Source organism: Methanogenium cariaci JCM 10550 (assembly GCF_001315945.1).
Classification (GTDB): Archaea; Halobacteriota; Methanomicrobia; order Methanomicrobiales; family Methanomicrobiaceae; genus Methanogenium; species Methanogenium cariaci.
Window position 1 is genome coordinate 274,527 of record NZ_BBBG01000001.1, and the last position, 23,935, is coordinate 298,461.

A 23,935-nucleotide genomic window follows, 5' to 3' on the forward strand; every position below is an offset into this window, starting at 1 on the left:
GTCAATTAAATCAATATAACTCCAACATTCGGGCGCAGATATGCTGCCCGGAAATCCATTTTTCAGGGGGGCGTGAAAATTAATACGCTGGAGAAAGTATGGTACAGGTAATGAAGCACTCATATGATCCAGATTCCCAGAGTGGGGGTAATCGTGGAGGAGGGGATGGAGGCATATACCATCAGGCTCCGCATTCCGGCAGGCATTGTTACGCCCGATCAACTGCGGGGGATTGCTGACGCTGCACAGAAGTACGGCGGGGATGACGTGCATCTCACCACACGACAGACAATAGAAATTCCGCATGTAGCTGAAAAAAATCTTCCGGCACTTGGTGTTGCACTTACCAAGAACGGAACACCGTTTGGTGCAGAATTTCAGAATGTGGTCAATGTGACGGCATGCCCGGGAAATGAACGCTGTCGGCTTGCAAATATTGATGCCATCCCGTTTGCCCTCAACATTGACCGGAAATACTTTGGGCGTGAAATGCCGGTCAAAACGCGTATTGGCATCTCCGCCTGTCCGAATTCCTGTGTGAGTGAACGCCTCTGTGAAGTGGGGGTAACCGGTCACTTAAAACCTCTTCGCCACCCGGAAAAATGCACCGGCTGTGGGACATGCGTTGATTTCTGCAATGAAGATGCTCTTGAAGTGATAAACGGTGTTATTGTCCTTAATGATGAACGCTGTATTCGCTGCGGTGCCTGTGTACATACCTGTCCGTATGGGGTGATAACCGCAGAAGATCCGGTCTATGAGATCACTTTCGGTGGCAGGCGTGGGCGTCACCCAAAGGTTGGTCGGCGTCTGGTGATCGTAAACTCTCTGGAAGCTGCAGAGCAGGCGGTTGATGAGGCGATGTATCGTATCTATCGTCAGGCAGTGGGGGGGACCCGCCTTCTTGCAGACCAGCTGGATGAGATTGGGTTTGATCAGATTGTGAAATCTGTTCTGGCCAAACTTCCGGAAGATTCGGTTGTGGAACATCTGTGAGTTCCTGTTCAGATGGGGGGGTTATTCTGAATTTTTTCCCCCCCATCTCTCTCTATTGTGTATATTTCCATCCAAAATGCGCGTTAATTTTTAAAAAACAAGCTTAAAAGAAGCGCATCAATTAAATGATAAAAAAATTGGACCTTTGTCGCATCTTGTGTTACGGACATATGCATTGCGTAATACTCGATAATAATCTTTCCTGAACTAACGGTTGATTTGCCTGTTTCTCACAGTTTGGCTTTTATTTTTTAAAGATTATATTGCTTGGGATTAGGAATACTTATATCCTGACATTGTGTATATCTTTCTTGTCCCATGCGGGGGGGACGTGCAGTAGTTACTATCATCGATTTCTGTCAGGATTTATTCCTGTCTTTGTTCAGAAAATGAAATGCATTGCACAAAAGGGTAATTGGAGGAAAATAAATGGCAAAATATTCCGACACAATCGATCTCTATTCAGATGACGGTAAGCTTCTGAAGAGCGGCGTAACCATCGACAAGGTCAGCCCGCTCGTCAACCCGGCATCAAAGAAGATCGTTGACCTCACCAAGAGGTCCATCGCAGTCAACCTCGGCGGCATTGAGAAAGGCCTCAAAGCTGGTAAACTTGGCAAGGGTACCATTATGGGCCGTGAGCTTGACCTCCCGATTATGGACAACAAAGACGCAATCGTCGCTAAGATTAAAGAGATGGTTGACGTTGAGGGTGGCGACACCGTTGTCAACGAATTCAAGGGCGGCAGTCTTCTCCTCGTTGAGGTTCCAAAGGCACGTCTCGATTCTGCAGCAACCTACGATGCAGCTATCTCAGCTGTTGCAGCAGCAACCACCTATGCGGTTGTTGACCAGTTTAACGTCGATGCATTCAACGCATCCACTGTTAAGGCAGCATGCTGGGGGGGCGGATACCCCCACACAATGGACATGCCGGGCTCAGGTGTAACATCTGTCCTTAACATTCCACAGAACAATGAGGGTATCGGCTTTGCACTGCGTAACATCGGTGTTAACCACTTCGTTATGATGACCGGAAGGAATGCAATGCAGGGTGCAGCACTCGCATCAACCCTCGAGACCGCAGGAGAGTTCGAGATGGGTGGCGCAATCGGCCCATTCGAGCGCCACATGCTTCTGCAGTACGCATACCAGGGTCTTAACGCAAACAACCTCGTATACGAACTCGTCAAAGAGAACGGCCAGTCAGGTACCATCGGTACTGTTGTCCAGTCCCTCGTTGAGCGTGCAATCGAAGACAAGGTCATCGTTGCAGGCAAGAAGGGCGGCTACTTCCAGTTCTACGACACCAAGGACCCCCCCATGATGTGGAACGCATACGCAGCAGCAGGTACCATGGCAGCAACACTTGTCAACTGTGGTGCAGGACGTTTCGCACAGGGTGTCTCCTCGACTCTCCTGTACTTCAACGATCTGCTTGAACACGAGACCGGTCTCCCCCCCAGCACTGACTTCGGTCGTGTAATGGGAACTGCTGTTGGTTTCTCATTCTTCAGCCACTCCATCTATGGTGGCGGCGGTCCTGGTATCTTCAATGGTAACCACGTCGTAACACGTCACGCAAACGGCTGTGCAATTCCATGTGTCGTTGCAGCATGTGCACTCGATGCAGGTACACAGATGTTCACTCCTGAGGGCACTTCCGCTATCATGGGCGAAACATACGGTCAGATTGACGTATTCAAGAGACCGATCCAGAATATCGCAGACGGTATCTGAACAGAGAACTGATTTGAATGACTGAAGCTGTCGTTGATTACCCCCCCAGTGCCGGATCACACCCCCCCTCCGCATGCTCAAACCGGACTCCGCGGAAGCACTCCTCAATGAGGTTGTGAAGATTCCCGGAATTCGCCGGATGATGATAAATGGTCCCAATCTTCCGCGCACGGTCCCGTACGGGCCTGCGCGGGGGGGAAACCCAACCCCCCCAATTCCAACCGTAAAGTCATTATGGTTGGCGGGTCGGAATTTGAACTCCGTGTTCAGGTCGGGACCATGATCTTTGAGGTGCTGGATGACAGTGTGACTGAAAAGATCCGTGCACTATGTGATCGGTTCTTCACGAAATTCCCGTATCAGCTCCAGACCGGGAAGAAGTACATGAGAACCCAGCCAACTGTTGCGGACTACGCGAAATATGGTCCCAACGTGGATCCAGACCTGATCGGTCTCATGGATCCGCGGAATAAAGAAGGACCGGTAATTATTCAGGGAAGGTAAGATATTCATGCCGATTGGTCGCATAACCCAGGTTGTTGACTGCCGCGAATCCATGGGGGGGATGGGTAAAGGCGGAGGCCTTGCCCAACGTGGCACTATTTCAGAGTGTCGCCATCCTGATGTGATTGTCGTCGGCATGTCTCCCGGAAGGCGTCATGTGACTAAACCGGTATGTGATATCACGTCTGCCCTGAGGAGAGAGGGCGTGGAATTCTCGGTGAGCACTCTTGTGCTCAACTCGGGAAGTGGCGTCCCTGCTGATGCTCCAAAACTGGCAGGTTCTGTCCTGGGGGCCTATTTTGGCCTTTCAGGAAAAGAGGTGTCACAAATTGAGCAGCATAAAGTTGCTGTTCTGCACCACGGGAATGTACGTTCCCATGTGGTGGAGAAGGTGCGTTTTATTCTCTCACAGGCAGATGTCCGCGCAGTTGTTGTCTCACAGGCACCAATTGACTATGAGGATCTCGCAAAAGTCGGTGTCAAAACCGCATATGTCATGCCGTCACCGGAGCACATCCGTACAAAGGGTGAGGTGGCAGCAATTGTCAGCGGTGTGACCAGAGGTCAGACCCCCCCGCCGCGGGATAAACTCGCCGAAGTTGTTCAGGCAGTATTGAACGTAATGAAAAATCCTAATTAAGGTGAAATAATTATGGCATACACACCACAGTATGGTCCGGGCACATCCGTCGTCGCTGAGAACAGGCGCCGCCAGATGAACCCGAACGTCGAACTTGACAAAGTTCGAGATGTAACTGATGAAGATGTTGTGCTGGTTCTCGGTCACCGCGCACCGGGCTCCGCATATCCAACTGCACACCCCCCCCACTCGCAGAGCAGCAGGAACCTGACTGCCCAATCCGCAAGATTGTCGAGCCAACCGAGGGTGCAAAGGCAGGCGACCGCGTCCGCTACATACAGTTTGTTGACTCTATGTACAACGGTCCGTCCCAGCCATACCAGCGTACCTACGCAGAATGTTACCGCTTCCGTGGTATTGACCCAGGTACACTCTCCGGTCGTCAGATCGTCGAGTGCCGTGAGCGTGACCTTGAGTCCTACTCCAAGTGGCTCCTCGAGACCGAAATGTTCGAGCCCGCTCTTACCAGCATCCGTGGCGCAACTGTGCACGGACACTCACTCCGTCTTGCAGAAGATGGCCTGATGTTCGACATGCTCCAGAGGTGTATTGTTGGTGACGAAGGTATCGTTACCTACGTGAAAGACCAGATTGGAGAGCCCCCCCTCGACCGTGCAGTCGCAGTCGGCAAGCCACTCGATGACGCATGGGCAAAAGCCCACTCGACCATCTTCCACTCACTCGTCGGTTCAGCATACCGTGATGACGAGGAGTACATTGAATACATCGTCCGCATCCACTCGCTGAGAACAAAATACGGCTTCATGCCGGTTGAGGAGTGATTTTAATGGCAAAAATAGAGAGATCACAGAAGCTTTTCCTTGACGCACTCAAAGAGAAGTTCCAGGGCCAGGATCCTGAGTCCGTAAAGACCACGTTCTACAACTTCAATGGTGTCCGCCAGTCTCCGCGTAAGCGCGAATTTATGGCTGCAGCAAAGGGCATTGAAATGGAACGTGGAATCTCCATGTATGATCCAGAGCACTGCCACCTTGGTGGACTGCCAATGGGTCAGAGACAGCTCATGACCTACGAAGTCTCCCAGTCCGGTGTCTTCGTAGAGGGTGATGACCTTCACTTCGTCAACAACGCTGCAATGCAGCAGATGTGGGATGACATCCGCCGTACTGTCGTTGTCGGCATGGATCTTGCACACGCAACACTCCAGAAACGTCTCGGTAAGGAAGTTACCCCTGAGACGATCAACGAATACCTCCACATCCTCAACCACGCAATGCCCGGTGCAGCAGTGGTTCAGGAACACATGGTCGAGACCCACCCGGGCCTTGTCGATGACTGTTACGTGAAGGTCTTCACTGGCGACGACGCAATGGCAGATGACATTGAGCCACAGTTCCTGATCAACATCGACAAGCTCTTCACCTCCGAACAGGCAGAAGTCCTGAAAGAACAGGTCGGCAAGTCGATGTACCAGGCAATCCACATCCCGACCATTGTCTCCCGTACCTGTGACGGTGGAACCACCTCCAGATGGTCTGCTATGCAGATCGGTATGTCCTTCATCGCAGCATACAGAATGTGCGCTGGTGAAGCAGCAGTCGCTGACCTTTCGTTCGCCGCAAAGCACGCCGGTGTCTCACAGATGGCATCCATCCTTCCGGCACGCCGTGCCCGTGGTCCAAACGAACCCGGTGGAATCAAATTCGGTGTATTCTCCGATATTATTCAGGCAAACCGGAAATACCCGAACGACCCCCCCGCACGTGCATCCCTTGAGGTTGTCGGTGCAGGTACCATGCTCTTCGACCAGATCTGGCTTGGTTCCTACATGTCCGGTGGTGTCGGTTTCACCCAGTATGCAACCGCAGCATACACCGATAACATCCTTGATGAGTACACCTACTACGGTATGGACTACCTGAAGGACAAGTACGGCTTCGACTACTCCAACCCGGACCCCCCCGCAGCAACCATCACTCCAACTCAGGATGTCGTCAACGACCTTGCAACTGAGGTTAACCTCAATGCAATGGAACAGTACGAACAGTACCCAACCATGATGGAAGACCACTTCGGCGGGTCACAGCGTGCTGGTGTTATGGCAGCAGCCTGTGGTCTGACCTGTTCCATTGGTACCGGAAACTCCAATGCCGGTCTGAACGGATGGTATCTTTCCATGCTCATGCACAAGGAAGGATGGTCACGTCTTGGTTTCTTCGGATACGATCTTCAGGACCAGTGTGGTTCAGCAAACTCCCTCTCCATGGAGCCTGACCGCGGTCTGATGGGCGAACTCCGTGGACCAAACTATCCAAACTACGCAATGAATGTCGGTCACCAGGGAGAATACGCAGCTATCGTCGGTGGTGCGCACTACGGACGCGGCGACGCATTCTGCTTCGACCCACTTGTGAAGATCTGTTTCGCAGACCCCCCCTCACTTACATTCGACTTCTCCGAACCCCCCCGCCGCGAATTTGCGAAGGGTGCAATACGCGAGTTCAAGCCAGCAGGCGAGCGCTCACTGATCATACCTGCAAGGTAAGATCAACCCAATTTTTTTTCATTAACAAAAACAAATCAATGGTTATTTTTTAACGTAGCCTGCATTCCGTTTCGAATGTAAAATAGTGATTCTCTTTTTTTCGAAACCTTTAATAAAATCCCTATCGAGGTTTAATTGAACCAAAAAGGGTTTGTGTAACGTGTTACTCTGGTGCTTTGACACACAGGAGGATGCCTGAATGGAAGAAATACTATTTGGCATCGGTATTAGCGCTCTGGCTGGCGCTCTTGCCACTGTAGCTGGCGCTGCGGAGGACACTGAATCTGATATCGGATCACAGGGTGACCCGAACTCACAGGTTCAGCTGGCTCCGCAGATGGGGTATATTCACAGGATCTACAATAAAGCAGTATCCGGTGAACCCCCCCTGCGTACGGTCTATGGGTGGCATTAGCTGCCGGAATTGCCTGGGCGTTGATGGCGATTCAGTACAATGCGATTCTTGCTCTCATCATTGGTTCTGCGGTCGCAGTCTTTGTGCAGGGCGTGTACGCAACGACTGCATATCTCGGTCGTACTGCAAGTCTCGCAAAATTTGAACAGCCGGTGTATATCGATATTTTAAAATCGGTTACAACTGTGACTATGGCCCACGCATTCGTGGCGGTCTTCACTACTGTTACTATGTGTTTCCTTATCATCGAGGCTCTGGGACATCCGTTCCCGCTGCCACTGATGGGTATTGTATGGGGGGGAATCGCACTGGGAGCAGCAGGATCTGCAACTGGTAACCCGTTCTACGGGAAAGAACGCCAGTATCAGAAGTACCCCCCCTTCGGTGCAGGGTTACCTATCTCCGCATCCGGTGACATCGTCCGGTATGCAGAGGCAGGACAGAGAAGTTCACTTGACAACGGATGGTTCACATCCAAGGGAGCAGGTCCCGCATCCGGTATCTGTTTCGGTCTTATCGTGTTCTTCGAATTATGGCGTACCATTCTCTTCGAGCCATTCGCAGCAGGCTGGGGGGGAGCAGTGATCGCCGGTGCCGTAATCATCATCGTCTTCATGGTCATCGACCGCATGGTTGAGTCATGGGCACGTAAGACCTACGGTCCATATACTACAGAAACAGCAACAGAAGAGGAGGCAACAGCATGAGTGCATTAGGTGGCGGTTCAGCTGGTGGAGAAGGTATTAACCCGGCTGCATCAGTGATCGCACTGGTTATCGTACTTGCATCAGTTGGTATTGCCTATGTAGTCTACCCAGTAGCACTCATTCCTCTCATCGGCGTCATCATCGGCGGCGTGCTCATCTCCTTTGGTGTGCACTTCGTGCCGGTCGGTGGTGCACCCGCAGCAATGGGTCAGGCACCCGGTATCGCTACCGGTGTGGCAATGCTCGCTGCCGGTGGTGGCCTTGCAGGTCTCTTCGGAGGCGCATGGGCTGCTGAGATGGGCCTCTGGGTCGCACTCGGCGCAGGCGCAATCGGCGGCGGTCTCCTGATGGCAATTACCTGTCTGATGGTGAACGTTGTCTACGTGTATGCAATGGGTATCCCCCCCGCTGCATCCGGAAAGGTCGAGAAAGACCCCATTACCGGTGACACGTACGATGGATACAGATCTCAGGGAACTGAGGGTCACGGACTTCCGTTCATCTCCTATGTTGGTGGTGTAATTGGTGGTATCCTCGCCGGTCTCGGCGGTACGCTCATCTACCTTGAACTTCTCGAAGTCTACCAGCAGGCACTTCCAAATGTCCTCGGCATGACTCCTGAAGCATGGCTACGCTTGCCGTATCCCTTGCAGGTATCTTTGCAGTCGGTATGTTCCTTGTAGCAGCAGTACTTACCGCGTACAACATTACCGGTACCATCGAAGGTCCTCACGACCCGAAGTTCAAGAGATGGCCCCGCGCAGTAATCGGATCGTCTGCAGCATGTGCAGCCTGCGGTCTTGTTGCTATTCTTCTGGTGGTAATCTGAGGTGTTAGAGAATGTCAGTTAAAATTGAAGCATCAGAAGGCGGAATGGACCACAATGCCATGCTTGGCATCGGCTCATTGGCGCACTGGTCTGTATCTATCTGGTCTACCTCAACACCCTGATGTCAACCGAAGTCTTCGCCTTCTTTGGCGGGATTGCGGCTATCATCGCACTCTGGTGGGGGGGTACTGACTCAATCAAGAACCTCTGCAGCTACGGTCTCGGTACCGGTGTACCGTCCGCAGGTATGATCGCGCTTGGTTCCGGTGTTGTTGCCATGCTCTTTGCAACAAAACTCGCAGGAATCAGTCCGCTTCTTGTACCTGTCGGCTGTGTTGTTGTTGCAGCAATCCTCGGAGCAATCCTCGGATTCATTTCAGACAAGGTTCTCAACATGAACATCCCGGTGATGACCCGCATGATTGCAGAGCTTACCGTTGTCGGTTCACTGACAATGCTCGGCTTCACTGCAATGGTTGCAGGTACCTTCTCGTTCGGAGATCTCATCACCAGCACAACATCCGTTCTTGGTGTTGAACTTGCAAGCTACGCATCATCCGTTATTGGCGGATGTGTGCTCGCAACAATCTTCATGCTCGGTGCAATCGCAATCCAGCACCCCCCCTTCAATGCATGTCTCGGCCCCCCCAACGAATCATGGGACCGCACACAGATGTGCGCAATTGAATGCGGTGCTTTGAGCATGATCGGCGTTGCAATCATGTCACTTGCATTCCTTTCGCTTCCGGCAGTCGTCATCTCATTTGTTATTTCCATCATCCTCTGGGGGGGATGGTCCTACAGTGAGTTGATCAAGCTCTCGAAGCGTGATGCATTTGCATGGCTTGACTCGCAGCCTATCCGTGAAGTCGGAGGTGAACAGTAATGGGATATATCCAGGTACTGCCTGAGTATGGTCTCGTCGCTGACCCTATGGTTGGACTCGTAACCACCGCAGGGGGGGCATCCCTCGGTCAGGTTGTTGAGCGTGTCGATAAACTCGACAAGGTTGCTGATGACATTGTTAACATGCTCTCGGGAGAAGGAGACTTTATGGTGTCGTTCCCCCCCGGGAGAGGCGAAGCCTGCTTTATGCGGGTGGTGTCACAGCAATGTGGTATGGTCTTGCGGTCGGACTTTTCATCGCGGGGATAGTCGCGTTTGGATTCTTATGAGGTGATAAGATATGGCAAATAAGAAATCACCGGCCTCAGGCTGGCCAGTTATCCAGGGCGATTACATCTCCGGCAGTGGAGAGAGCTGTGTTGCAGTCTGTTCATTTGGTTCTCACCTTGATGAACAGGGTATCTGTGACGCAGGCGCTGGTATCTGTGGTTCCTGTAAGACAGAGAACCTCGGTCTTGAGAAGCTGATTGCAAACACCATCTCAAATCCGAACATCCGTTTCATCATCTTCTGCGGAACTGAAGTGAAAGGGCACCTTTCTGCCCAGTCACTTAAGGCCCTGCACGAGAATGGTGTCGAGGGCGGTAAGATCGTCGGTTCCAATGGTGCTATTGCATTCATCGAGAACCTTGACGCAGCCGCCATCGAGCGCTTCCAGCAGCAGGTCGAGATCATCGACATCATGGAAAGCGAAGACATGGGTGCGATCACCGCAAAAATCAACGAATGTGCAGGGAAAGACCCCCGGCGCATTTGACGCAGACCCGATGGTCATCGAGGTCAGCGATGATGAAGGCGGTGCAGGAGAAGGTGCAGAGGCGTCGAAGCTGAGATGTCCGCTGAACTTGCTCTGATTCACGCCCGGATGAAGACCATCCAGATGATGGTCACCGATATGGGATACCGCAACCGCTACGCAGCGGGTGTGTATTCCGGTAAAGTTGAGGGAGTAATGATCGGACTGATCATATCGTTTGTCCTTTTGGGCTTCCTTCTGATGGGGTGATATAAATGACAGATGAAAAACAACCCACAACAATCCGTACTGCAGCGATTGATGGCATGATGTCTGATATCACGTACAAAGGCAGATTCTTGCACGTACCAACAAGCTTGACTCTGCAATTAGTGCCAGCGGTATCATCGGATTTTCTATCGGTCTGGTCATTTCTATCGTCCTTGTGATGGTACCTGTATTATTAATGGGAGGTATCTGAAATGGCAGATAAGAAATCCCCGGCCTCAGGCTGGCCAGTTATCCAGGGCGATTACATCTCCGGCAGTGGAGAGAGCTGTGTTGCAGTCTGTTCATTTGGTTCCCACCTTGACGAACAGGGTATCTGTGACGCAGGCGCTGGTATCTGTGGTTCCTGTAAGACAGAGAACCTCGGTCTTGAGAAGCTGATTGCAAACACCATCTCAAATCCGAACATCCGTTTCATCATCTTCTGCGGAACTGAAGTGAAAGGGCATCTTTCTGCCCAGTCACTGAAGGCCCTGCACGAGAATGGTGTCGAGGGCGGTAAGATCGTCGGTTCCAATGGTGCTATCGCATTTATCGAGAACCTTGACGCAGCCGCCATCGAGCGCTTCCAGCAGCAGGTCGAGATCATCGACATCATGGAAAGCGAAGACATGGGCGCGATCACCGCAAAGATCAACGAATGTGCAGGGAAAGATCCCGGTGCATTCGGCGCAGACCCGATGGTCATCGAGGTCAGCGATGATGAAGGCGGTGCCGGCGGTGAAGTGGCTGCCACAGCAAACCCCCAGTTCCTCGAAGTTGAGGCAAAACTCAATGCTATCGAGACAAAACTGGAGTTTGCTGATGCAGAACTTGCTCAGCGCTATGGCCGTAAGGTCGGCCGTGACATAGGTATTCTCTATGGCCTTGTCGCTGGTCTGATTGTATTCATGATGTTATTGGTATTACTCCCCAAGTTAGGCGGATTTATCTGAGGAGGGAGAAAAAATGTTCAAATTTGAGAAAGAACAGACGGTACACGACTTCAACGGTACCAAGATAGGCGGGCAGCCCGGAGAATATCCACGGGTTCTCGGTGCATCCATCTTCTATAACAAGCACGAGACTGTTATTGATGATGAGAAGGGCATAATTGACAAGGATCGCGCAGAGGCGCTCTGGAACAGGTGTCAGGAACTTTCTGACCAGACAGGTGTAAAACACTTTATCCAGATCATCTCTGAATCAGGAGAGGCATTTGAGAACTACTTCTCATGGTTTGACTCCATTGACAGCAAGACAGCATTCCTGATGGACTCGTCCATGCCACCGGCACTTGCTCACGCATGTGAGTATGTGACCGAGGTCGGACTGGCAGACCGTGCTATCTACAACTCTATCAATGGTTCAATCCTCCCGGAGAACATTGAGGCACTCAAGAACAGTGACGTTAACGCAGCTATTGTGCTTGCATTCAACCCTGGCGACCCAACCGTAAAGGGCCGTGAGGCAGTGCTCGCAGAGGGTGGCGTCGCTGGTCAGGAGAAGTCCATGCTTGCAATTGCAGAAGAGTGCGGCATTACCCGCCCTATCCTCGATACCGCAGCAACACCGCTCGGTCTCGGGTCAGGCGGTTCATTCCGTGAGATTCTTGCATGCAAGGCAATTCATGGTCTCCCAACCGGTGGTGCATACCACAACATGACTGTCTCCTGGACATGGCTCAAACGCTGGAGAGGAACCAAAAAGAATCCATCAGTGCTTGCAAAGCAGTATGAGGGTAAGAAAGTTCTCCTTGAGCAGATGGGACATCACCACTTTGGTGGTATGGAAGGTATCAAGCAGGCCGCATGGTCAGCGCCTGATATCGGCTGTAACATCATGGCAGCAACCCTTGGTGCAGACCTTATCATGTACGGACCTATCGAGAACTGTGAAGCAGCATCCACTGCTATCGCATTCACCGATGTTGTCCTTGCAGAAGCAGCAAAAGAACTTGGTGTGGATGTCGCAACCGATGACCACCCGCTCTTCAAGCTGGTCTAATCCCAATATTTTTTTTGATTCCTTTCCGGGTATGTTGTCCTAAGGTTGCAGCGTGAAGCCCGGACCTATTGTTCGGTGAACGGTATCTCTTCAGGAAAGGAGAAGACTGTTTTCCTGATTGCGGAGATGTTCATCTCTAAAATGAGTGTATCTATTTTTGACATGAACCAAAGTCTTGTCAATGTCTTCGCAATGGTATCCTCTTTTGGTTCTGACGACGAAGACCCTCCCCAAGTGTGATGGGTCATACCGGAGTGTCAGTCGCCCGGAGGATTAGGATACTGGCTGCTGCAATCGTTGCAAAAAAATAGAATCTCGGGAGGATAATCTTCAGAATATCTTTACGGTGCTCACCGCGGCCATCACGTCAAGGGAAATGTCGATATTTTTCACCGTGTGGGTGAGGCTGCCCATGCTGATGGTATCGATTCCCAGCACCGCATAGGACTCGAGTGTCTTTGGTGTGATGTTGCCGGAGACTTCGATGACGACCTGTTCCCTGACGCCCTGCTGGGTGAGTAGGTCGAGTGTTCCCTGCACGTCTCTGGGGGGGACATATTGTCGAGAAGAATAATGTCCGCTCCGGAACGGGCGGCGGTGAGTGCATCCTTTGCCGTCTCCACTTCCACCTCCACGTTGACATACCGGCTGTATGCCCGCGCCTTTTGTACGGCCTCTTCGAGGGGGGGAACGAGGGTCAGGTGGTTATCCTTGATGAGGATCATGTCCGAGAGGTTCATGCGGTGCGGATCAGCGCCACCGGTTACCAGTGCCTGCTTGTCACAGAGACGCAGTCCGGGTGCGGTCTTACGGGTGCCTGCAATACGCACCTTTGGGTTTGCCGCTTTTGCTGCCTCTACCACCCGGCGGGTCGTGGTTGCTATGCCGCTCATCCTGCTCATCAGATTGAGCATCGTGCGCTCCACCATCAGGATCTCTGCTGCGCTGCCTTCGAGTTCTGCAATCACCGTCCCCCCCGGCTGAATTTCCGCACCTTCCGCCACTTTCCGGGTGAAGGTGATGTTGCAGTGGCTGCAGAGCGCCTCTGCCTCGCAAGGCCGGATATGATTGCACGCTCTTTTCCGGTGATACGGGCCGCACACCTGCGGTCAGGGATCATTGCCCGTGAGGTGACGTCACCTGACGGAATGTCTTCATTCAGGTAACGGAGGAGGTCTTCCCGAAGTGCCATGGTTTCCTTATTCCCGCCGGAGTGCCATCATCCTTTCGATGGGGGCCACGTGCCCGCTCCATCAGGTCGGCGGAGAGTTCTACGGCATACTCTCCGGTGATGAGTGACTGTTCCAGCATGTCGAGGGTTATTTTCTTCATATCTTTGCAGATGGCGTCTTCCCGGACGTGGAATTCCTTGTCCGGGAAGAGTTTCCCAAGTCGGTATGCAATGCCTTTCTCGGTGAGCAGCATCCAAGAATCGGCGTTCTTTGCCATCTTTACCATGCCGCCGGTCGAAGCCACCACATCGGCGCCTTTCCTGACCTCACGGGGGGGACATTCCGGGTGACATATCGTGGTGCAACCCTTCTCTGCCGCTGTGATGACATCATCACAGGTGAACATTGCGTGAACATAGCAGTGTCCTTCCGGTGGCAGGGGGGGGATGATTCGTTTCTCTGGTACCCGGTGTGCGACATAGTCTGCGAGGTTTGAGTCCGGGCCGAAGAGAACCGTCGTCTCTTCGAGTGAGCGCACCACGTCGACGGCGTTTGCTGAGGTGCAGACGATATCCGCTTCTGCCTTTGCCGCCGTGTCACTGTTCACGTAGAGAACCACTGCCGCATCCGGGTGGGCCTTGCGTGCCTCCCGGACCATCTCCGGGGGGGTGAGAAAGTCTGCAAGGGGGGGGCATCCGGCATCCTTTGCCGGGAGGATCACGGTCTTTGTCGGATTGAGCACCTTTGCCGTCTCCGCCATGAACCGGACCCCCCGCAGAGGACGATGATGTCCTCAGTGACGCTTTGGGCCTTCACGGCGAGTTCAAGGCTGTCGCCGATGATGTCTGCAGCGTCCTGTATTTCCGGAGGCTCGTAGTTATGGGCAAGAATGATCGCGTTTTTTTCCTTTTTGAGTTGTGCGATTCGTTTTAATTGTTTGGTATTCATGGTTTTAGGTCCCTATCTGGATGGGGGTTATCGAGATTCCGTAACAATGTCAGGATGGAGAGGGCGGCAAGATAACTGGTCGCCGGGTTCTCCGGGCTGGGGCGGTTGCTTACGGTGATGTTAATGTCTCCGAATTCCCCCCCTTCGACAATCAGTTCGTGGGTATTGCGGTCTGTGCCGGGGTCTGCCCAGAGTTCAACCTCTACCTCATGGCCCGATGCCAGTTCAATTGCAACGGCGACATTTATATTCTTCGGGTAGCGGAGGATACAGTCACGTGCGGTTCCCTTGAAGAGGAGCAGGGGTTTATCCACTTCAATGCCCAGTGAACGAGGATTTTTTGTCGTCCGCAGCATCACCTTGCTGACCTCGGCAATCTGACATACCTTCAGGTTGTCAAGGCCGGTGATGGCACCGCTCGGGATGTATATTTTTTTGCCCTTCTCTACGGCACACGCCTTCAGGTGGTCCCGGAATGTCTCATCTGTAAGGCCCCCCCACACTGAGGATCACCATGTCCTTTCCGGAAAGAAGTACTGCTTCTGCATGGGCCTGCACGGCAGAAACGGACGCAGCTTCCACAACGATATCCAGGTCCTGTGCAAGGAATTCGTCAAATGATTCGTATGCCGGTGCCCCCCCGCATTCATCCTCTACAGCCTGTGCCCTGGCATAGACTGCGTCGTGGAGGGCTGCAATAATAAATCCCTCCTGTTTGTGTGCGATGATCTCGCCGACATTCCCGCACCCCAATAATCCAATCCTGCGCATTTGTATTCAGAAAATAGGTTTTAATTGTTTTTATCATCTTTGTCGGGACGTTGGTGTAATGGATCCGGTTTATCGTTTTCTTTTCCGGTATCACAAATATTTATATCCGAGATATTCCTAATACTCAGACCAATGTGTGGTGAACGCGTATTGCCCGTGATGGTCTCCGACCCTAGCACAGGCTTTCTTCTGCATTCATCATATCGTTATTATCAGTTTTTTTGGACCTACTTCGAAGTGAGCGCAATCTTTAACCGGTTTGCGTTTACTCTCTGAAGGTAGGTGCGTTTTATTCTGTTCGGCAGCTGCTGCGGGAGAGACTTACCATGAGAGGAAAACAAATCCGACTGGAAAGAATCATGAACCGTGACACGGGCGCAACCGTAATTGTTCCCATGGACCACGGGGTGTCGAGCGGACCGATTGCCGGTGTCATCGACCTGGATGAGAGTGTGAACCTAGTGGCGCAGGGCGGTGCGAATGCGGTGATCGGCCATATCGGGCTTGCCATGCACGGCCACCGGAAAGGCGGGCCTGACATCGGCCTGATTCTCCATCTCTCGGCAAGCACGGATATGGGACCTGACCCGAATAACAAGGTGCTGGTAAACACGGTCACCAATGCCCTGAAGATGGGGGCGGACGGTGTCTCGGTGCATTGCAATATCGGTGCCGACTCTGAGGCCCGTATGCTTGAGGACCTCGGCCGTATCGCAGTGGAGTGTATGGAGTGGGGTATGCCGCTTCTGGCGATGATGTACCCGCGCGGCCCGAATATTATCAATGAGAAGGGGGGGGTAGACGAGGTCAAACACGCGGCACGGGTGGCCTCTGAACTGGGCGCCGATATCGTGAAGACGCCCTACACCGGTGACCCGGACTCGTTCCGCGAGGTCACTGCCGGATGCCATGTCCCGGTGGTGGTCGCAGGTGGTGCACGCGGGGATGATCTCGCGACCCTGCAGATGATCGAAGGGGGGGCGATGGCAGGCGGCGCTGCGGGGGGGATATCCATCGGCAGGAATGCCTTCCAGCACCCGCACCCGGACTTGTTTGTCCGTGCGATGGCGCAGGTGGTGCATGAACACCGCAGCGCAGAGGAGGCGGCAGAGATGCTCCGGGCAGGTGGGCGCGTATGATCGGAAAGGCCATCCGTCTGGAACGGATCATGAATCGGAATACCGGTCGGTCGGTTATCATACCGATGGATCATGGCTTCTCGCTCGGACAGATCTACGGGCTGCATGACATGCCAAAGGTCATATCGGCGGTGAGTGAGGGCGGTGCGAACGCGATCGTCCTTCATAAGGGGGGGATGGTGCGCCACGGCCACCGGAAGGCGGGACCTGACATCGGGCTCATTGTCCATCTCTCGGCGAGCACGTCCCTGAACCCGGATCCGAATGACAAGGTCTCGGTCTGTTCGGTGGAGGAGGCCATCTCCCTCGGTGCCGACTGTGTCTCCATCCATATCAACCTGGGCCCCCCCGAACGAGTCAAAGATGATCGAGGAGGCAGGCGTCATATCCCGGCAGTGCACCCGTTGGGGCATGCCGCTGCTCGTCATGATCTACCCCCCCCGTGGTGAGGGTGTTGACCCCACCGATCCGGCGGCCATCGGGCTCTGTGTGCGGGTGGCAGAAGAACTGGGCGCGGATATCATCAAGACCAGTTACACCGGTGATCCGGAGAGCTTTGCGGCCATTACCCGTGCCTGTGCGGTACCGGTTTTGGTCGCAGGCGGCGAGAAGGGCGGCGATCGCGAGAGCCTGCAGATGATCCGGGAGGCAGTGGGCGCCGGTGCGGCGGGCGTTGCGATGGGCAGGAATGCCTTCCAGCGTGACGACCCCCCCGTCCGGTTCATCCATGCCATCACCCGCGTGGTGCAGCAGGACGCCACCCCTGAGGATGCACTGGGGGGGGCAATGTATGAAGACGTTCTGGGTGGATGTCCGCACCTGCGGCAAGGAGTGTGCGACGACTGCGATAGAGCAGGGGGGGCGGATGCACTCGTTGCAACAGAGGCCGCCCCGCTGCAGGCACTCGGACGGGTGACGGTGATCGCACCGGACGGCGATTTGATCCTCGGGACGGATGTGCATGAAGTCTGTATCGACGGCAAGGAGGGTGAAGAAAAGGCACTCTCTCTGGCACAAACAGCACCGGTGATCGTGACCACCACGGACTGGTCGGTGATACCATTGGAGAATCTCGTCTCACAGTCCGACCGTATCATCGCTGCGGTGCACAGCGCAGCGGAGGCAGAGACGGCCCTGACCGTTCTCGAGCGCGGCACGGCAGGCATCTGTCTTGTGACCGACGACCCGGCAGAGATCATCGCGACTGCCGCTCTTGTCCGTGCCATCACCCCCCCAGTATGATCTGGTGCCCTTCACGGTGACGGCCATATCACCCGGCATCATGGGCGACCGGGTCTGTGTCGATACCTGTTCTTTGATGCAGGAAGGAGAAGGGATGCTCATCGGCAATACCTCGTCCGCCTTCCTGTTGGTGCAGGCTGAGACCTTGGAGAACCCGTATGTCGCACCCCCCCGGCCGTTCCGGGTGAACGCGGGGGCGGTGCATGCCTACGCACTGATGGCGGACGGGAAGACCAAATATCTCTCTGAAGTGACGGCAGGTGACCGCGTGCTGGTGGCCCGTGAGGACGGCTCTACCACTGTTGCCATGGTCGGCAGGGTGAAGACCGAACGGCGGCCGATGGTGCTTGTCGAAGTGGAGCATGCCGGGATGAAATCGTCCCTTGTGCTCCAGAATGCCGAGACCGTCCGTCTGGTGGGCGCCGAAGGCAGGGCCATATCGGTTGTCGCCCTGCGACCGGGTGACACCGTCCTCGGCCACCGGCAGCAGGGAGGCCGCCATTTCGGGGGGGTGGCGGTCCTGGAGACGATCCGTGAAACCTGACGCCAATACGGTGGGCATCATCGGCGGCCGGGGGGGGAGATGGGGGGGCGGTTCTTCCGGGATGTTTTTGAAAAGGAAGGCTACCGGGTCATTGTCTCCGGGCGCACCACGCCGCTTTCCAATCGTGACCTCGCACAGCAGGCACGTATCGTGGTAGTCTCGGTTCCCATACGGGATACGGTGGCGGTCATTGATGATATTGCCCCCCCGTTTCTCTCCGGCGGCCAGATTCTCTGTGATTTCACCTCGATAAAGCAGGGGGCGATGGAGGCGATGCTTGCAACACCTGCGCAGGTCATCGGCCTGCACCCGATGTTCGGACCGGGAGTCTCGTCCCTGGAGGGCCAGACCGTGGTTGCGGTGCCCGCCCGGTGCCTGCCTGCCGCAGGGGGGGATGAACTAATGGGCATGCTCTCCCGGCAGGGGCGCGGGTGACGGTGGCAACGGCCGCAGAGCATGACCGTATGATGGCCGTTATTCAGGGTCTGATGCATTTCTCTACGCTCGTTGTCGCAGAGACGATGCGGGATATCGGTGCCGCACCCAAAGACCTGCTCCGCTACCAGAGCCCGATATACCAGATTGAGACCGGGATTATCGGACGGATCCTCGGACAGGATGCAGCGCTCTATGGCCCGATTCTTCAGGACAACCCGGAGGTGCGTGAGGTGGTGACGGCGTTCTCTGCTGCCGCAGCACGTCTGCAGGATATTGTCTGCACCCACGATACGGACGGATTTGCCGCGTTCTTCGAGGAGAATGCGGCATTCTTTGCACCGGTCATCCCCCCCGGTTCCATGGAGACAACGAACCGGCTCATTCAGGGGGGGCTGGTAAAGAAATGACCCTCTGCTGTCTGGGGGCCGGAAGGCACGTTCAGCCATGAGATGGCTCGTCTTCTCAGCGATGATCACGATGATCTCCTCCTCTTTCCGACGGTTACCGATGTCTTTCTGGCGGTAACGGAACGAAAGTGCGACGGTATCGTGCCGGTGGAAAACAGTGACGCCGGTGCGGTCGGGCCGGTGATGGACGGCCTGTCCCGCACCCCCGTGGTGATCACCGGGGAGGCCTATCTCGTGGTTGCCCATCATTTTGCCGCAGCCGTGCCTGCAGGAGAGATCACCGTGCTCTACGCCCACCCGCAGGCGCATGACCAGTGCCTGAACTTTATTGAGATGCTTGGGGTGCCGGTCATCCACACCGAGAGCAACAGTGCAAGCGCTGCGCAGGCGGCCACCCATCCCGGCGCCGGTGCGATCACCACCGAGACTGCTGCCGGTATGGCCGGGCTGCCCCCCCTGCAGCAGCGCAGTGTGCAGAACACAAAGAACAATACCACGCGGTTTCTGCGCATATCGGCAGACCGTCCCGAGACCCGGCCCGCGACCGGCAAGTGTTCTCTGATCATCGACCCCGACGCGGACCGGCCGGGTCTGCTGTATGAACTGCTGGGGGTGTTTGACCGGCACCACCTGAACCTCACCCGCATCGAGTCACGGCCGTCCAAACGGGGTATGGGGAACTACATCTTCTTTATCGATGTGGAGATCGCTCCGGGTCTTCCAGATGCGCTGGAGGCAGTCAAAAGACTGGCGTCTGTCAAGGATCTCGCTGGTACGGCCGGCTGGAGGGTGACATATGAGTGTGCATCTGCCGAAAGTCTCTGGTATCCGGTTCCGTATCACCGCCCCCCGCCCTCAAAGAGCTACACCCACCGGGCACTCATCGCGGCCGCGTGTGCGGACGGCAGGTCGGTGCTCCGCAACCCGCTGCAGTCAGAGGATACGGAGGTGACCATCACTGCCCTCCGGCAGCTCGGCGCAGAGATCACCGGTACCGGAGACCTCGTGGTGGAGGGCACCGGAGGACAGTTTTCTGCTTCGCCGGGATGCACAATCAACTGCCACAGTTCCGGCACGTCCATGCGGATGCTGCTCTCTCTTGCCCTGCTTGCAGACCGGCCGGTCTGTCTGACCGGCAGTCAGCAGTTGCAGAAGCGGCCGGTGGCGCCCCCCCTCGTGGATGCGCTGAACACCGCCGGGGGGAAGATTTGCTACCTGAAGGAATCCGGGTTTCCGCCGCTACGGGTGGACGGGGCATTCCGGGGCGGGTCTATGGAAGTTGATGCCTCGGCAAGCAGCCAGTTCCTGTCGTCTGCCCTGATGGCAGCACCATGCGGTGCAAAACAGACCCGGATCACCACGCCCGGTGAACCGGCATCGCGGGCGTATCTGGATATCACCACCGATGTGATGGCCAGCTTCGGGGGGGCGCCAGTGACGAGGGACGGCTACCGCCGCTTCTCAGTCTCTCCCGGTGGGTATACTCCGGCGGCGTATGCGGTGGAGGGGGACTACTCCTCTGCCTCCTACTTCTTTGCTATCGCTGCGGTCTGCGCCGGGACGGTGGAGGTGACGCACCTAAATCCTGTCTCCTGTCAGGGTGACCGGATGTTTCTGTCTCTGCTGGCAGCGATGGGCTGCCAGGTCACGGAGGGCAGTGATTCTGTCACGGTCGCATCGGATGGCAGGCTCAGAGGCATCGCCGCTGCGATGGGGGGATATGCCTGACGTGGTGCTGACGCTTGCCGCTGTGGCAGCCTTTGCCGAAGGGCCGACGACTCTTACCGGCATCCGTAACCTGCGGGCCAAGGAGAGTGACCGGATTGCTGCGATGGTCAGGATTGCCGTCCTCGGCGGGGCGGATGCGGTGGTCTCCGGTGATACGATCACCATCATCCCCGGCAGGCTGCCGGGCGGTGGTATCATTGACCCGGAGGACGACCACCGAACCGCGATGAGTGCGGCGGTGGTCGCCCTGAAGCGGGGCGATGTGGAGATCCTGCACCCGGAATGCGTGCAGAAATCCTATCCCGGATTCTGGGACGCACTCCGGAAAGGAGGCATGCTGTGAGAATCGTTCTCATCGGTCCCCCGTGGCAGTGGGAAGACGACCATCGGGCACCTTCTCGCGGAGAATCTGGGTTACCCGTTCATCGACACCGACCGAATGGTGGAAGCGGCTGAGGGTATGGCCATCCCTGCGATCTTTGCCGAGCGGGGGGGCGAACTTGCATTCCGGGCCGCAGAGTCCGCAGCCATTCGTGCGCTGCCGCAGGATCGAGGGGGGGTGGTGGCAACGGGCGGCGGTGCCGTTCTGTTAAGTGATAATGTGCAGGCACTCCGCTCCGGCAGTCTCACGATGTTTCTAGATGCCGATGCCACCGTCCTTGCGGCGCGAACCGCAGGCAGCACCCGCCCGCCGTTAACGGCTCTCTCCCCCGGAGGCCGAGGCGGCCGCCGTCCGTAAGGAACGGTTGCCGCTCTACCGGGGGGGGCCGCCGACTTCTGTATTGATACCGGCGTGCTCTCTCCTGCCGAGGCTGTTGCCCGCATCAAGGCGTTCGTAGAGGAGCGCCGTTCGCCTGAACCCCGCATGGAGCAGTTCACACTTCTGCGGCGGACATGGAGGATAAAAAACCGTGATGAGTGGCAGGCGATTGGAGGCGATCCCCACATGGTGGAGGGCAAGCCTCTGCACGGTCTCTTTGCTGTCATTGGCAACCCTTGCCTGCACAGCCGGAGTCCCGAACTCTTCACTGCCCTCTTTGCCGCCTGCGGAGTGGACGGTGTTTATACCCGTATCGAGTGGCCTGACCTTGATGCCATCATGGCGCTGGTTCAGTCGGTCGGGTGCAAGGGGCTTTCGGTGACCATTCCGTTCAAGTCGGATGTGATGTCATACTGTGATGAAATAACCGCAGACGCACAGGCGATTGGTGCGGTGAATACGGTGGTCCGATGCGGTGACCGGTGTGTCGGCACAAATACCGACTGGACGGGTATCCGCCAACCGCTCTCGGGCACCCCCCCGCCCGGTCATGCGGTGGTCTTCGGGGCGGGAGGTGCTGCCCGTGCGGCGGTCTACGCCCTGCAGGATCTGGGGATGGAGGTGACGGTGCTGAACCGGACGGAGGAACGGGCCGGTGTCATTGCCCGTCACTTCGGGTGCGAATACGGCACTCCGGCCGCCTATGATCCGGAAAAAACCGACCTGATCGTGAACGCAACACCGGTGGGCATGGAAGGACGCGGCGGCAGTGTGCTGGAGAAAGGTGACCTCCGGGCGCACCAGACTGTCTTTGACCTCGTTTATACCCCGCCGGAGACGGAACTGCTCCAACAGGCAAATGCTGCAGGCTGCCGGTGTATCCGGGGGGGCACCGAGATGTTTGTGTACCAAGCGCAGGAACAGATGCGCCTTTTCACCGGCATTGCCGCAGACGCCGCACTCATACGGGAGATACTGGGATGAATACCTTTGGACGATATTTTCGTTGTACGATGTTTGGCGAGAGCCACGGACCGGCGCTGGGGGGGGTGGTCGTTGACGGCTGCCCTCCGCAGATACCCTTTTCCCCGGCACACCTGACTCCTCTGATGGAGCGGCGGCGGCCGGGCCAAAGCCTCTGTCCTCGCCCCCCCGCAAGGAGTTGGATGAGGTGGAGATCTTGTCGGGGGTCTTTGAAGGAGAGACGACCGGTATGCCGGTGGCGATGATCACCCGGAACTGGGACGCACAGAGCAGTGCGTATGACACGCTCCGTGACACCGCCCGGCCGGGTCATGCCGACCTTGCCTATCACCAGAAGTACGGCTGCCGGGATCACCGGGGCGGTGGCCGGAGTTCGGGCCGCGAGACCGTCTCACGGGTCATGGCCGGAGCCCTTGCGATGCAGGTGCTTGTCGCCCGTGGCATCCGTATCGAGAGCAGAGTCTGTGAAATCGGCGGCGAGTCCGACCCGGACCGCTTTGCCGCGACCGTCCTCCGGGCGAAGGAGGCGCATGACTCCGTGGGCGGGATTCTCGAAGTGACCGCTACCGGGTGTCCACCGGGGGGGCTGGGTGCCCCCCCTGCGGCCGAAAAACTGGACGCCGAGATCGCCCAGGCGATGTTCTCCATCGGTGCGGTGAAGGGTGTGGAGATAGGCTCCGGGTTTGCGGCGGCCCGGATGCGGGGTTCCGTCCATAATGATCCCATCACCTCCGCGGGGTATGCATCCAACAACGCAGGCGGTATTCTCGGCGGCATATCGACCGGTGCGCCGGTCGTGATGCGAATTGCGGTGAAGCCGACCCCATCCATCGCACAACCACAGCAGACGGTGACGATGGAGAACAAAGATACTACGGTCACGGTAGAGGGCCGCCATGACCCTGTATCGTGCCGCGGATAGGGGGGGTGGTCGCAGAGAGTATGCTGGCGCTTGTCCTTGTAGACGCCCTCTGTGAACAGGAGATCATACGGGCCTTCCGGTCACGCTGAGAGGGAGAGAGGTGAACGAAGTGGCTGAAATGATGATCCGGCGGTATACGGACGACGACTTTGCCGCCGTCTGTGCTGAACGGGGAGGGGCAGAATGAGCTATGCAGGGGGCGGTATTTGTCCGGCAGGCGGGAGTTCTCTATCGCTCAACGTTTCTCTGCGCCGTTTGTGACGGTGTGGTCTGCGGGTATACCATCGGTGCGCCGGTCATTGGCGGGAGTGAAGCGGCATGGGTCATCCGCCTCGGGGGTTGTGCCATCCTGCGTGGTAGGGGGAATTGGCCGCGCTCTGATGCGGGCCCTTGAAGAGCGGTTTGAGGCCATGGAGATACAGGAACTCTACCTCTCCGTAGACCCGGAAAACCACCCGGCCCGATCCCTCTATGATTCTTTAGGGTATCGGATCACCGAGACCATCTGCGAATATTTTGGTGAGGGGGGGGAGGATCGTCTGATCATGAAAAAGGTCCTGCACACGGCCCAATCCTCATCATTATCTCCCTGCCGGTGAAACGATATTCCTGCGAAACGGAGCCATA

The 23,935-nt window shown here is 55.9% G+C and carries 16 protein-coding genes and 15 pseudogenes; 28 read left to right on the forward strand and 3 right to left on the reverse strand.

Features of this window, described 5'->3' with window-relative positions; translation table 11 throughout:
• The first annotated feature begins 153 nt into the window (after positions 1–153).
• From JCM10550_RS01675 to mtrH, 15 genes and pseudogenes are all read left to right on the forward strand, one after another.
• A complete protein-coding gene (locus JCM10550_RS01675) occupies positions 154–996 on the forward strand; it encodes a 4Fe-4S binding protein (protein ID WP_172673727.1) in 843 nt (280 codons plus the stop codon).
• Positions 997–1,425: 429 nt separating this feature from the next.
• The gene (mcrB, locus tag JCM10550_RS01680) at positions 1,426–2,736 is read left to right on the forward strand and encodes a coenzyme-B sulfoethylthiotransferase subunit beta (RefSeq protein WP_062396494.1); all 1,311 of its coding nucleotides are present in this window, start codon (positions 1,426–1,428) and stop codon (positions 2,734–2,736) included.
• Between the two features lie 73 nt (positions 2,737–2,809).
• Positions 2,810–3,019, forward strand: coding sequence for a methyl-coenzyme M reductase operon protein D (locus tag JCM10550_RS24135; RefSeq protein ID WP_281175210.1), 210 nt, complete (start codon positions 2,810–2,812; stop codon positions 3,017–3,019).
• A complete protein-coding gene (locus JCM10550_RS24140; protein WP_281175211.1) occupies positions 2,971–3,240 on the forward strand; it encodes a methyl-coenzyme M reductase operon protein D in 270 nt (89 codons plus the stop codon). The genes JCM10550_RS24135 and JCM10550_RS24140 overlap by 49 nt, the downstream gene beginning before the upstream one ends.
• 7 nt (positions 3,241–3,247) lie before the next feature.
• Positions 3,248–3,880, forward strand: a complete 633-nt coding sequence (gene mcrC, locus JCM10550_RS01690; protein WP_062396496.1) for a methyl-coenzyme M reductase I operon protein C — start codon at positions 3,248–3,250, stop codon at positions 3,878–3,880.
• A 12-nt stretch (positions 3,881–3,892) separates the two neighbouring features.
• A pseudogene (gene mcrG / locus JCM10550_RS01695) lies at positions 3,893–4,662 on the forward strand (coenzyme-B sulfoethylthiotransferase subunit gamma).
• A 5-nt stretch (positions 4,663–4,667) separates the two neighbouring features.
• On the forward strand, positions 4,668–6,386 hold the full coding sequence (gene mcrA / locus JCM10550_RS01700) for a coenzyme-B sulfoethylthiotransferase subunit alpha (protein ID WP_062396498.1): 1,719 nt from the start codon (positions 4,668–4,670) through the stop codon (positions 6,384–6,386).
• Between the two features lie 199 nt (positions 6,387–6,585).
• Positions 6,586–7,508, forward strand: a pseudogene (mtrE, locus tag JCM10550_RS01705) (tetrahydromethanopterin S-methyltransferase subunit E).
• Positions 7,505–8,337, forward strand: a pseudogene (gene mtrD, locus JCM10550_RS01710) (tetrahydromethanopterin S-methyltransferase subunit D). Before mtrE ends, mtrD begins: the two co-directional pseudogenes overlap by 4 nt.
• Positions 8,338–8,348: 11 nt before the next feature.
• Positions 8,349–9,223, forward strand: a pseudogene (gene mtrC / locus JCM10550_RS01715) (tetrahydromethanopterin S-methyltransferase subunit C).
• Positions 9,223–9,512, forward strand: a pseudogene (gene mtrB, locus JCM10550_RS01720) (tetrahydromethanopterin S-methyltransferase subunit B). The pseudogenes mtrC and mtrB overlap by 1 nt, the downstream one beginning before the upstream one ends.
• An 11-nt stretch (positions 9,513–9,523) precedes the next feature.
• A pseudogene (mtrA, locus tag JCM10550_RS01725) lies at positions 9,524–10,249 on the forward strand (tetrahydromethanopterin S-methyltransferase subunit A).
• Between the two features lie 5 nt (positions 10,250–10,254).
• Positions 10,255–10,460 (forward strand): annotated as a pseudogene (locus JCM10550_RS16650) (tetrahydromethanopterin S-methyltransferase subunit F).
• Between the two features lies 1 nt (position 10,461).
• Positions 10,462–11,202 (forward strand): tetrahydromethanopterin S-methyltransferase subunit A, encoded by a 741-nt coding sequence (mtrA, locus tag JCM10550_RS01730; RefSeq protein ID WP_062396500.1) that lies wholly within the window; start codon positions 10,462–10,464, stop codon positions 11,200–11,202.
• 13 nt (positions 11,203–11,215) lie between these two features.
• Positions 11,216–12,253 (forward strand): tetrahydromethanopterin S-methyltransferase subunit H, encoded by a 1,038-nt coding sequence (gene mtrH, locus JCM10550_RS01735; protein WP_062396502.1) that lies wholly within the window; start codon positions 11,216–11,218, stop codon positions 12,251–12,253.
• A gap of 330 nt (positions 12,254–12,583) precedes the next feature.
• On the opposite strand, the pseudogene nadC reads toward mtrH, so the two are convergent.
• From nadC to nadX, 3 pseudogenes are all read right to left on the reverse strand, one after another.
• Positions 12,584–13,445, reverse strand: a pseudogene (gene nadC, locus JCM10550_RS01745) (carboxylating nicotinate-nucleotide diphosphorylase).
• A 7-nt stretch (positions 13,446–13,452) separates the two neighbouring features.
• A pseudogene (nadA, locus tag JCM10550_RS01750) lies at positions 13,453–14,373 on the reverse strand (quinolinate synthase NadA).
• Positions 14,370–15,144, reverse strand: a pseudogene (nadX, locus tag JCM10550_RS01755) (aspartate dehydrogenase). The pseudogenes nadA and nadX overlap by 4 nt, the downstream one beginning before the upstream one ends.
• Before the next feature lie 326 nt (positions 15,145–15,470).
• On the opposite strand from nadX, the gene JCM10550_RS01760 reads away from it, so the two are divergent.
• The 13 genes and pseudogenes from JCM10550_RS01760 (at position 15,471) to JCM10550_RS01810 (ending at position 23,907) form a co-directional block, all read left to right on the forward strand.
• Complete coding sequence (locus JCM10550_RS01760) at positions 15,471–16,283, forward strand: 2-amino-3,7-dideoxy-D-threo-hept-6-ulosonate synthase (RefSeq protein WP_062396506.1); 813 nt, start codon at positions 15,471–15,473, stop codon at positions 16,281–16,283.
• Positions 16,280–17,060 (forward strand): annotated as a pseudogene (locus JCM10550_RS01765) (2-amino-3,7-dideoxy-D-threo-hept-6-ulosonate synthase); the annotation flags it as partial. The gene JCM10550_RS01760 and the pseudogene JCM10550_RS01765, both read left to right, overlap by 4 nt.
• 9 nt (positions 17,061–17,069) lie before the next feature.
• Entirely contained in the window at positions 17,070–17,525 is a 456-nt protein-coding gene (locus tag JCM10550_RS24145; protein ID WP_281175220.1) for a 3-dehydroquinate synthase II, read from the forward strand.
• Positions 17,503–18,069 (forward strand): 3-dehydroquinate synthase II, encoded by a 567-nt coding sequence (locus tag JCM10550_RS24150; RefSeq protein ID WP_281175212.1) that lies wholly within the window; start codon positions 17,503–17,505, stop codon positions 18,067–18,069. The genes JCM10550_RS24145 and JCM10550_RS24150 overlap by 23 nt, the downstream gene beginning before the upstream one ends.
• A gap of 39 nt (positions 18,070–18,108) precedes the next feature.
• Entirely contained in the window at positions 18,109–18,504 is a 396-nt protein-coding gene (locus JCM10550_RS24155) for a prephenate dehydrogenase/arogenate dehydrogenase family protein (RefSeq protein ID WP_281175213.1), read from the forward strand.
• A 2-nt stretch (positions 18,505–18,506) separates the two neighbouring features.
• Positions 18,507–18,914 (forward strand): prephenate dehydrogenase dimerization domain-containing protein, encoded by a 408-nt coding sequence (locus tag JCM10550_RS24160; RefSeq protein ID WP_281175214.1) that lies wholly within the window; start codon positions 18,507–18,509, stop codon positions 18,912–18,914.
• Positions 18,915–18,932: 18 nt separating this feature from the next.
• A pseudogene (locus JCM10550_RS24165) lies at positions 18,933–19,655 on the forward strand (prephenate dehydratase domain-containing protein); the annotation flags it as partial.
• Between the two features lie 48 nt (positions 19,656–19,703).
• A pseudogene (gene aroA, locus JCM10550_RS24170) lies at positions 19,704–20,985 on the forward strand (3-phosphoshikimate 1-carboxyvinyltransferase).
• A gap of 33 nt (positions 20,986–21,018) precedes the next feature.
• Positions 21,019–21,381 (forward strand): annotated as a pseudogene (locus JCM10550_RS01790) (shikimate kinase); the annotation flags it as partial.
• Between the two features lie 54 nt (positions 21,382–21,435).
• Positions 21,436–22,386 carry a shikimate dehydrogenase gene (aroE, locus tag JCM10550_RS01795; protein ID WP_062396509.1) on the forward strand — a complete coding sequence of 317 codons (951 nt, stop codon included), beginning with the start codon at positions 21,436–21,438 and terminating at the stop codon, positions 22,384–22,386.
• Positions 22,383–23,397: pseudogene (locus JCM10550_RS01800) on the forward strand (chorismate synthase). Before aroE ends, JCM10550_RS01800 begins: the two are co-directional and overlap by 4 nt.
• A gap of 101 nt (positions 23,398–23,498) precedes the next feature.
• Entirely contained in the window at positions 23,499–23,702 is a 204-nt protein-coding gene (locus JCM10550_RS01805; RefSeq protein ID WP_062396511.1) for a hypothetical protein, read from the forward strand.
• Positions 23,662–23,907: an N-acetyltransferase gene (locus JCM10550_RS01810; protein WP_157199830.1), complete on the forward strand. Its 246-nt coding sequence runs from the start codon at positions 23,662–23,664 to the stop codon at positions 23,905–23,907. Before JCM10550_RS01805 ends, JCM10550_RS01810 begins: the two co-directional genes overlap by 41 nt.
• Positions 23,908–23,935 lie beyond the last annotated feature (28 nt).